The organism is Mycobacterium sp. TH-M82 (genome assembly GCF_057473605.1).
On sequence record NZ_JBYCKY010000877.1, the window covers coordinates 1 to 1,555 of the forward strand.

The following is a 1,555-nucleotide window of genomic DNA, read 5'->3' on the forward strand; positions in this document are numbered from 1 at the left end:
ACTGTTCACCGTGCGCATCGGGCTGCGCATGACCGAAGCCACCCAGACCGCGATGGTGCTCGGACAAGGAGCCCGCGATGCCGGCGCCGAATGCGACCTGATCGCCGATGCCACCCCGGGGATCGGCTACGCGATGATCGACGGCACCGCCGACCCGGCACGGGTCCGGGCCTTTCACGTCACCGACCGCGACATCAGCGTTTTGGCCCGTACTTTTCGGGTACGGCGCCCCGGCGAACAGGGAAATCGGTGAACAGCTTGACGACGCCGGGCCCGGTGATCGTGCTGCCGGGCCTGCCCACCACTATCGATGCGGATGCGGTGATCAGCCAGATGTGCCGCCGCGCCTCCTCACCCGGTTTCGAGTCGTGGTGGCGGCGGGTGGAATCGGTCGGCTACTGCGCCCACCCGATCCAGCTGGTCGGCGCAGACACGGCCGGGCGCCAACATGCGGTGTGGACGCGCTGCAACAACCGTCGCGCCACCGTCTGCCCGTCGTGTGCAGATTTGTATGCCCGCGACACCTGGCAGCTGGTACACGCCGGCGCCGCCGGCGGCCACCACGACGTACCTGCTGAGGTTGCCGATCGTCCGCAGGTGTTCGCCACGCTCACCGCACCCGGCTACGGGGCCGTGCACAACGCCACCGGCACCACCTGCCACGCACGCACACCACGCGTCACGACACAGCACTGCCGTCACGGAAACCCGCTGCACTGCACCACGATTCATGCCGTTGATGATCCCGTTGTGGGTCAGCCACTGTGCGCGGACTGCTATGACTATCTCGGGCATGTGCTGTTCACGTGGCATCTGCCCGAACTGTGGCGGCGCTTAACCATCGCACTACGACGCGCCATCACCGCGCATCTGAAAGCCATTGGCTTTTCTACGGATTCGGTGCGGGTTAGTTTTGTCAAGGTGGTGGAGTTGCAAGTGCGTGCCATCCCGCACATTCACGCACTGATCCGCCTCGACCCACCCGGTGATCGGCCCACCGCGTCAGGTGATCACATCAGTGACGGCCCCGCCGCCCCTCGGGGTGGTGGGGAGCCCCGTTCCAGAGTCGGCAAGGATGCGGGCTGGTCGTCACCGATCACCGCCACCGAGCTGACCGCTCTGATTCACCAGGCCGCCGATCGCGTCCGCATCGAGATACCCGCCGGCGGCGATGACCCCCGCCGGGACGGCGTGCGCACGCTGCGGTTCGGCACCCAAATCGACATTCAAGCATTGGCATCCGAAACAGGCACGGCTGCACACGATCCCACAGTACCGGGAACAGTAACAAGCGCATCGTCGCGGCTTTCACCGCGCCGGGTCGCCGCCTATTTAGCGAAATACGTCACCAAATCGTTGCACGACTTCGGGATCACCGCGCGACGCCTGTCCGCCGAAGCGATCACCGGCTTGGATGTCAGTGAGCATGTGCGCGCTATCCTGGCCACCATCGCCGAGCTGGCCGAACACGGTAGTGGCGCGGTGGCGGGGATCGGGCGCTGGCTGCACACCCTCGGGTATCGCGGGCACATCACCACCAAATCCCGGCACTTCT

Annotated in this window: 1 protein-coding gene and 1 pseudogene; both read left to right on the top strand. The window is 66.0% G+C overall.

Going from position 1 to position 1,555, the window contains the following annotated elements:
• Nucleotides 1-253, top strand: a pseudogene (locus AC2VON_RS25485) (FtsK/SpoIIIE domain-containing protein); the annotation flags it as partial.
• Nucleotides 250-1,555 (top strand): replication initiator (locus AC2VON_RS25490; RefSeq protein WP_486955303.1); only part of this gene is annotated, 1,306 nt, incomplete at its 3' end. The pseudogene AC2VON_RS25485 and the gene AC2VON_RS25490, both read left to right, overlap by 4 nt.